The sequence below is a fragment of the Kitasatospora sp. NPDC059577 genome (assembly GCF_042735475.1).
Classification (GTDB): Bacteria; Actinomycetota; Actinomycetes; order Streptomycetales; family Streptomycetaceae; genus Kitasatospora.
Window position 1 is genome coordinate 64,562 of sequence record NZ_JBHWBZ010000035.1, and the last position, 7,387, is coordinate 71,948.

Here is a 7,387-nt window from a genome sequence, read left to right on the forward strand (position 1 = left end):
GCCGGGGGGGGGGTGCGGGGGCCGCCCGGGGGGGGGGGGGCGGCCCGGCGCGCGCGCGGGCCCCGCCCCCGGCACCCGGCCGGGGGCGGGCCCGTCGGGGCGGCGCGGCTCGGTTCAGCGCTCCCAGCGGTAGAACTCCCGCGCCATCGCGTCCTTCGGCTCACGCCAGGTGGCCGGGTCGTAGGCCTGGACGAAGGCGGTCAGGCGGTCGCTCACGGTCCGGAACTCGGGGTGCCCGATGACCTTGGCGACGGCCGGGCCCGGCGGGCGGTCGGCCTCGATCAGGTGCAGGTAGACGTCGCCGAACTGGAAGAGGCTGCGGCCGGTCACGCCGATCAGGTGCGGGAGCTCGCCCTGGTCGGACTCGGCGAACACCTCGGCGATGTCCGGTGCCGCCTCGGGCTTCATCCGGGCGACGATCAGGGCGCGGTGGGTGCCGTTCACAGCTCCGCCGCCCGCTTCTCGACCTTCTCGCGGATCAGCTGCATCTGGATCCGCGAGTTCTTGTTGATGTGGTTGACCATGCCGTCGTCGTCGACCGGCGCGGTGGGCTTCATCGCGAAGTCCTGGATCCAGCGCATCCTCGTGCCGGCCGGGACCTCCGCGTACTCCCAGCGGATGTCCATGAACTCGAACGGGCCGGGTTCGACCCGCCGGGCGCGCACCGCGAGCGAGGTCTTGTCGGTGGTGCGCTCGGAGACCCAGCTCCACACCTGGCCGTTCTCGTCCGGGTGCATGGTGAGCCGGAACTGCACGCGGTCGCCGTCACGCTCCAGGACGTCCACGGAGGCGTACTCGCTGAAGAGGTCCGGCCAGTTCTCCAGGTCGTTGGTGATCTCCCAGACCAGGTCGAGCGGCGCGGCGATGACGATCTCGTTGTCCGTGTGTCCGGGCATCTCAGGCACCGGCCTTCGCGGAGAGGGAGGAGTTGACCAGCTCCATGAACTCGGCCGGGGTCTTCGCGGACTCGGCGCCCGAGGTGACCTTGAGGCCGTGCCGGTTCTCCAACTCGCCGACGACGCCGAGCAGTCCGAGCGAGTCGACGCCGAACGTGTCGAACTGCGCGCCCGGCTGCTCCAGGTCGACCGGGTCGACGGTGACGCCGGCCCGGGCCTGCAGCAGGGTGGCGAGTTCCGGATAGCTGAGGGTGTTGCTCACGGGGTGCTTCCCTTCGGAGGTGTGACGGAGTGCTTCAGGACCGCTCCCCGCGCCGGAGGACCAGCGCGGAGTTGGAGCCCATCAGTCCGCGGCTGAGCACCAGGGCGGTGCGCAGTTCGGCGGGGCGGGCGCGGTCGGTCACCAGGGCGAGGTCGTGGCAGACCTCGGTGACGTTGGGTGTGGGCGGCAGGACGCCGTCCTCCATGGCCAGCACGGCGGCGGCCACGTCCAGCAGCGGGGCGCCGCAGTAGGCCCGCCCGGTACCGGTCTTGGGCGCGGTGACCGGGACGCGTTCGGCGGCCGGGCCGAGCGCGTCGGCCAGTGCCAGCGCCTCCGCCCGGTCGGCGGCCGGCACACCCAGCGCGTCCGCGAAGACCACGTCGATCTCCTCGGGCGCGATCCGCGCCTCGTCCAGCGCGATCCGGATCGCGGCGGCCAGCCCCTCCCGGGACTCCTCCCAGCGGGAGGCCCCGGTGAAGGTGGCGCCGTGCCCGGTCAGGTGCGCCCGGACGGCGGCTCCGCGTCGCCGGGCGGCCTGCTCGTCCTCCAGCATCAGCATCGCGCCGCCCTCGGCGGGGGCGAAGCCGCAGGCCTTCGCGGTGAACGGCAGGTAGGCCTCCTCGGCCCGCTCGGCCAGGCTGAGCTCGGGATAGCCGAGCTGGCAGACCATCGAGTACGGGGCCAGTGGGGCCTCGGCGGCGCCGACCACCACCGCGTCGGTGCCGCGCTCGACGGTGCGGGCGGCGTGCGCGAGGGCGTCCAGGCCGCCGGCCTCGTCGCTGGCGACCACGCCGCAGGGGCCCTTGTAGCCGCCGCGGATCGAGATCTGGCCGGTGCTGGCCGCGTAGAACCAGGCGATGGACTGGTACGGTCCGACGAACCTCGGCCCCTGGCCCCAGAGTTGCTGGAGCTCGCGCTGGCCGAACTCGCCGCCGCCGGAGCCGGCCGCGGTCACCACGCCGACCGCGAAGGGCTGTTCGGGGTCGGGCCGGAAGCCGGCGTCCGCCACCGCCAGGTCGGCGGCGGCCATCGCGTAGTGCGTGAAGCGGTCGGTCTGTACCAGGTAGCGGTTGTCGATCGCCGACTGCGGCTCGAAGTCCCGCACCTGACCCGCGATCCTGAGTGGCAGCTCGGTGCAGCCCTCGCGGGATATCCGGTCGAGGACGCTCACGCCCTGCCTGGTGGCCTTCCAGAAGGCGTCGGCCCCGACGCCGTTCGGCGCCACCACGCCGAGGCCGGTGACCACCGCTCGGCGGCCCTGCTGACGTGACGTCATGGAACTCACCCCGTTCTGTTGAGCACGACGGCGGACTGGAATCCGCCGAATCCGCTGCCGACCGAGAGGATGTGGCTCAGCGGCAGCTCGCGCGCGGTGCGCGGCACGTAGTCGAGGTCGCACTCCGGGTCCGGAGTCTCGTAGTTGGCGGTCGGCGGCACGACGCCGTGGGCGAGCGCCAGGGTGCAGGCGACGACCTCGATCGCGCCGATCGCGCCGAGCGAGTGCCCGACCATCGACTTGATCGAGCTCATCGGGGTCTCGAAGGCGTGCCCGCCCAGAGAGCGCTTGACCGCGGCGGTCTCGTGCCGGTCGTTCTGCTTGGTGCCCGAGCCGTGCGCGTTGACGTAGTCGACGTCGGTGCGGTTCACCCGGGCGTGGGCGAGCGCGTGGTCGATCGCCCGGGACATCTCCAGCCCCTCCTTGGTGAGGCCGGTCATGTGGTAGGCGTTGCCGAAGGTGGCGAAACCGCCGACCTCGCCGTAGATCCGGGCGCCGCGGCGGCGGGCGTGCTCCAGCTCCTCCAGCACCAGGACGGCGCCGCCCTCGCCCAGCACGAACCCGTCGCGGTCGGCGTCGAACGGCCGGGAGGCGTGCTGCGGGTCGTCGTTGCGCTCGCTGGTGGCCTTGATGGCGTCGAAGCAGGCCACGGTGATCGGCGAGATCGGGGAGTCGGAGGCGCCGGCGACGCAGATGTCGGCGCGGCCCTCCTCGACCGCCTGGAATCCGTAGCCGATCGCGTCCAGACCGGACGTGCAGCCGGTGGAGACGGTCTGGACCGGGCCGTGCGCGCCGGTCCGCTCGGCCACCGCGGAGGCCAGCGTGCTGGGGGCGAAGGCCCGGTGCAGCTGCGGCTGCGCCTGCCGGTGGTCCACGTCCCAGCGCGCGCCGGAGGCGCTGACCAGGGCGTAGTCGTGCTCCAGCCGGGTGGTGCCGCCGACGGCGGTGCCGAGCGAGACGGCGATCCGCCACGGGTCCTCGGCGGCGAGGTCCAGGCCGGCGTCGGCGATCGCCTCGTCGGCCGCGACCATCGCGAACTGGACGTAGCGGTCAGCCCGTTGGACGTCCTCCGGGCTCAGCCCGTGGGCCGCGGGGTCGAAGTCGACCTCGGCGGCGATCCGGGAACGGAACCCGGTGGGGTCGAAGAGCGTGATGCCCCGGGTCGCGGTGCGGCCGGCCGTGAGGAGGTTCCAGAACGCCGGGACCCCGACCCCGCCGGGCGCGACCACACCGATCCCCGTGACGGCGACGCGCCGGGTCACGAGGCCACCTTGGCGTGTTCCGGCGGGCCGGAGGCCGCGGACTCCTCGGTGGTCACGTGGCCCAGGTCGGGGCGCGGGGCGAGCGGGCCGAGGTGGAAGACCATCCGGGCCTCGGTGTCGCCGACGTTGCGGAAGCGGTGACGCATGTTGATCGGGATCATCAGGCCCTGGTCGGGCTTGAGCGGGTGGGCCTTCCCGTCGAGGTCCACCTCCAGCTCGCCGGAGACGACGAACACGAACTCCTCGGAGTACGGGTGGTAGTGCTCGCCGATCCGTTCGCCGGGCCGCACGATCGCCAGGCCCATGAAGCCGCTGGTCGCGCCGCAGCTGGTCGGGGTGAGCATGGTGCGTAGTTCGGCGCCGTGGCGGCGGTTCTCCGGAGCCTCGTCGACGTTGACGATCCGTGGGTACTGCGTGGTCATGGTGCTCTTCCTCCGGGAAGTCGACGGGTTCTGACGAAGCGTCAGTTGGCTCGGGGGTCGCTGGAGCTGCGGTCGGTGACCGGGTTCATGGCGCGGGCGGCGAGGAAGGCGCTGAGGCCGGCGACGGTGCGCAGGTCGCCCTGCGGTCCGAGGTCGAGCAGCCGGGCCAGTTCGCCCGCTTCCCGGTCGTCCGCCACGCCGAGGGCCGCCGCGGGGTCGGCCTCGGCCGGCACCCGCAGGTCGACCAGGCGCACCACCACGTCGTCGCGCCGGAACACGGTGCCCGCCGCGACGGGACCGGTCGGGTCGGCGGTGGCCAGGTTGTCGTGCTCGGCCAGCAACTCGGCCACCGCCCGCCCGTTGCCGGGACGGACGGGGTAGAGCACCGCGTGCCGGTGCAGCCGGCCGGAGGCGGGGGAGCCGGCGATCGCCTGGTGTTCGGCGGGCAGCGCCGCCCTGGCGAAGAAGGCGCGGGCCGCCTGCGGGTCGCCCAGCTGGCGGGCCTCCTCCAGGTGCGGGTTGATCGCCTCCTCGACGGCCCGCACCTCGGGCTGCATCGCCACGTGGCGCAGCGCGTCGCCCAGGTTGCCGACCACCTCGACGGCCCGCACGACCCGGTTGCCGTGCATGAACAGCGAGGTGCGCTGCAGCCGGGTGTGTTCGTCGACCTCGGCGCGGGGGGAGGCGTAGCCGGAGAGGATCCGGGCCACCTCGGGCTCGCTGCCGGGCTTGACGGTGAAGGTCAGGGCGTGGCGGACCACGCCGTCCGGGCCCGGCTCGGCCTTCGGCGGGCCGACGTGGCCGGCGGGCGAGGTGGGCGGCAGCCCGGGCGGCACCTCCATCGGGGCCCGGGTGCCGGTGGAGCCAGCCGCCGAGGTCTCGCGCAGGACGGCGTAGCGCAGCGAGCGGAAGTTGTCGCTGACGCAGCCGTGCATCGGCTTGACCATCTCGCGGTGGGCCGGGCTGTCCACCCACTGCAGGAAGGTCTCCTGGTCCTCCCACTCGCTGGTGATCAGCCACTGGCGCGGGTCGTTGATCGACTGGCACAGCTGGTCACTGACGTGGCCGGGGACCGAGGCCACCTGGTGGCGCAGTTGCTCGTAGACGTCGAGGAAGCGCTGCTGGGCGCCGTCCTGGATCTCCAGCATCAGCACGACCCGCAACCGGGTGTCGGAGTCGGAGTGCTGCCTCGGCTGGGGTTCGGACAGAGTTGTCATGATCCACTTTCTGCTCTGGGCCGCACGCTGCGGGCCGTGTCTGTCGTGCCCGGCGGGCGCTCCCCGGCCTGGGAAGGCGGTGCGACGGCGGGTCGGGCCCGGGCGGTCGGCGCCAGGCCTGAGGTCGATCGTGGGCGGCGCACCGGGCGCGGCGCGAGATTTGCGGGCCATCCGAGCGAAGGGGCGGCAGAGCCGGTCCCGGGTGGGGGATGGAAGAGCGGGGCCCCCGGCTGAGCGGGCCCGTCGAGGGCGGCGCCGACCCAGACGCCGGGCCGCGGAATCCCCTGACAGGGTGGAGCAACTGATGAATCCGAAGATCGACGACCGGGTGCCGGTCCTGATCGTGGGCGGCTCGCTGGTCGGGCTGTCGGCCTCACTCTTCCTCGGCCGCCTCGGGGTCAGACACCTGCTGGTCGAGAAGCACGCCGACACCTCGCGTCACCCGCGGGGCCGGGGCAACAACGTCCGCACGATGGAGCTGTACCGGGTGGCCGGGGTCGAGCCGGCGATCCGTGAGGCCGCCTCGGTCCTCGCCCCCAACCACGGCATCCTGCAGGCGCCCTCGCTGACCGGCACCGAGCAGGAGTGGCTGTTCCGCGAGATCGACCCGGGCGGCCGGCTGGCCCGGTTCAGCCCCAGCTCCTGGTGCCTGTGCAGCCAGAACGACCTGGAGCCGGTGCTGCTGCGGGCGGCCCGCGACCTGGGCGGGGACGTGCGGTTCAGCACCGAGCTGGTGTCCTTCGAGCAGGACGCCGACGGCGTGACCTCGGTGCTGCGCAGCCGGGAGAGCGGCGAGCAGCGGGTGGTGCGCTCCGAGTTCCTGATCGCGGCGGACGGCCCGCGCAGCCCGGTCCGCGAGCGGCTGGGCATCGGCCAGAGCGGCAAGGGCGAGCTGTTCCACAACGTCAGCATCACCTTCCGGGCCAAGCGGCTGGCGGAGGTGGTCGGTGACCGGCACTTCATCGCCTGCTACCTGACCAACCCGGAGGCGGACGGCGCGCTGCTGCCGGTCGACAACCAGGAGGAGTGGGTCTTCCACGCTCCGTGGCACCCCGAGCACGGCGAGCCGCTGGAGGCCTTCACGGACGAGCGGTGCGAGCGGCACATCCGCACCGCCGTCGGCCTGCCCGAGCTGGACGTCGAGGTGACCGGCCGGGCGCCCTGGCACGCCGCCGAGCGGGTGGCCGACCGGTACGGCGCCGGGCGCGTCTTCCTCGCCGGGGACTCCGCCCACGAGATGTCCCCGACCGGCGCCTTCGGTTCCAACACCGGCATCCAGGACGCCCACAACCTGGCCTGGAAGCTCGCCGCCGTGCTGTGCGGCTGGGCCGGGCCGAGCCTGCTGGAGACGTACGGGCAGGAGCGGCGGCCGGTCGCCCGGGTGACCAGTGAGCGCGCCTCGGCCCGCTCCGCCGAGCACAGCCACCCCGGCTACGCGGTGGTGCCGGGCGTCGGGCGGCAGGCCGGGGTGCTCGCGGTGGCGCTCGGCTACCGCTACCCGGTCGGCGCGGTGATCGGCACGGACCGGGAGGGCGCCGTCGTTCCCGAGCAGTTCGAGTCGGCGGGCGAGCCCGGCAGCCGGGCCCCGCACCAGTGGCTGCTGCGGGCGGGCGTGAAGCTCTCCACCCTGGACCTGTACGACCAGGCGATGGTGCTGCTCACCGGCCCCGACGGCGCGGCCTGGCAGGCGGGCGCCCGACGGGCGGCGGACCGGCTGGCCGTCCCGCTGGACGCCTACCGGATCGGCGACGGTGCCGAGGACGACCTGGCCCCGGAGCCGGGCGCGGACTTCGCCGCCCTGCACGGCATCGGCCCGCAGGGCGCCGTCCTGGTCCGCCCGGACGGGTTCGTCGCGTGGCGCTCGCCCGGTCCGGCGCTGGACCCGGAGGCCGAGCTGGGCACGGTGCTGCGGACGGTGCTGGGCCTCTGAGGCACGCGGAAGGGCCCGCCGGTCGGATGACCGGCGGGCCCGTCCGGTGCGGTGGGGGGGGCAGTTTACGCCCGCCGGCGACCCCCCGACCTGGGCGCCCACCCCCGCGATAACCCCGGCCC

Annotated in this window: 8 protein-coding genes; 1 reads left to right on the forward strand and 7 read right to left on the reverse strand. The window is 74.0% G+C overall.

The features are described 5' to 3' along the window. Positions 1 to 114: 114 nt before the first annotated feature. From ACFV0O_RS25080 to ACFV0O_RS25110, 7 genes are read right to left on the reverse strand one after another with little or no spacing between them, the layout of a single operon-like run. The gene (locus ACFV0O_RS25080) at positions 115 to 444 is read right to left on the reverse strand and encodes a TcmI family type II polyketide cyclase (protein ID WP_360258231.1); all 330 of its coding nucleotides are present in this window, start codon (positions 442 to 444) and stop codon (positions 115 to 117) included. Continuing rightward, the gene (locus ACFV0O_RS25085) at positions 441 to 896 is read right to left on the reverse strand and encodes an SRPBCC family protein (protein ID WP_360258233.1); all 456 of its coding nucleotides are present in this window, start codon (positions 894 to 896) and stop codon (positions 441 to 443) included. The genes ACFV0O_RS25080 and ACFV0O_RS25085 overlap by 4 nt, the downstream gene beginning before the upstream one ends. Before the next feature lies 1 nt (position 897). Beyond that, a complete protein-coding gene (locus ACFV0O_RS25090) occupies positions 898 to 1,158 on the reverse strand; it encodes an acyl carrier protein (RefSeq protein ID WP_360258235.1) in 261 nt (86 codons plus the stop codon). A 34-nt stretch (positions 1,159 to 1,192) separates the two neighbouring features. Then, positions 1,193 to 2,434: a beta-ketoacyl synthase N-terminal-like domain-containing protein gene (locus ACFV0O_RS25095; RefSeq protein ID WP_380345473.1), complete on the reverse strand. Its 1,242-nt coding sequence runs from the start codon at positions 2,432 to 2,434 to the stop codon at positions 1,193 to 1,195. 5 nt (positions 2,435 to 2,439) lie between these two features. Continuing rightward, on the reverse strand, positions 2,440 to 3,696 hold the full coding sequence (locus ACFV0O_RS25100) for a beta-ketoacyl-[acyl-carrier-protein] synthase family protein (RefSeq protein WP_360258239.1): 1,257 nt from the start codon (positions 3,694 to 3,696) through the stop codon (positions 2,440 to 2,442). Then, positions 3,693 to 4,118 carry a cupin domain-containing protein gene (locus ACFV0O_RS25105; protein WP_360258242.1) on the reverse strand — a complete coding sequence of 142 codons (426 nt, stop codon included), beginning with the start codon at positions 4,116 to 4,118 and terminating at the stop codon, positions 3,693 to 3,695. The genes ACFV0O_RS25100 and ACFV0O_RS25105 overlap by 4 nt, the downstream gene beginning before the upstream one ends. A 41-nt stretch (positions 4,119 to 4,159) precedes the next feature. Beyond that, on the reverse strand, positions 4,160 to 5,335 hold the full coding sequence (locus tag ACFV0O_RS25110) for a SchA/CurD-like domain-containing protein (protein ID WP_380345475.1): 1,176 nt from the start codon (positions 5,333 to 5,335) through the stop codon (positions 4,160 to 4,162). A 304-nt stretch (positions 5,336 to 5,639) separates the two neighbouring features. Here ACFV0O_RS25110 and ACFV0O_RS25115 point away from each other — a divergent pair, with 304 nt between their 5' ends. Then, the gene (locus ACFV0O_RS25115) at positions 5,640 to 7,265 is read left to right on the forward strand and encodes an FAD-dependent oxidoreductase (protein ID WP_380345477.1); all 1,626 of its coding nucleotides are present in this window, start codon (positions 5,640 to 5,642) and stop codon (positions 7,263 to 7,265) included. Positions 7,266 to 7,387: the final 122 nt, after the last annotated feature.

What these genes read in the sequence shown, in the direction of transcription:
- ACFV0O_RS25085 (WP_360258233.1), bottom strand. Translation starts at nt 896, where the DNA reads ATGCCCGGACACACGGACAACGAGATCGTCATCGCCGCGCCGCTCGAC.
- ACFV0O_RS25095 (WP_380345473.1), bottom strand. Translation starts at nt 2,434, where the DNA reads ATGACGTCACGTCAGCAGGGCCGCCGAGCGGTGGTCACCGGCCTCGGC.
- ACFV0O_RS25105 (WP_360258242.1), bottom strand. Translation starts at nt 4,118, where the DNA reads ATGACCACGCAGTACCCACGGATCGTCAACGTCGACGAGGCTCCGGAG.
- ACFV0O_RS25115 (WP_380345477.1), top strand. Translation starts at nt 5,640, where the DNA reads ATGAATCCGAAGATCGACGACCGGGTGCCGGTCCTGATCGTGGGCGGC.
- ACFV0O_RS25110 (WP_380345475.1), bottom strand. Translation starts at nt 5,335, where the DNA reads ATGACAACTCTGTCCGAACCCCAGCCGAGGCAGCACTCCGACTCCGAC.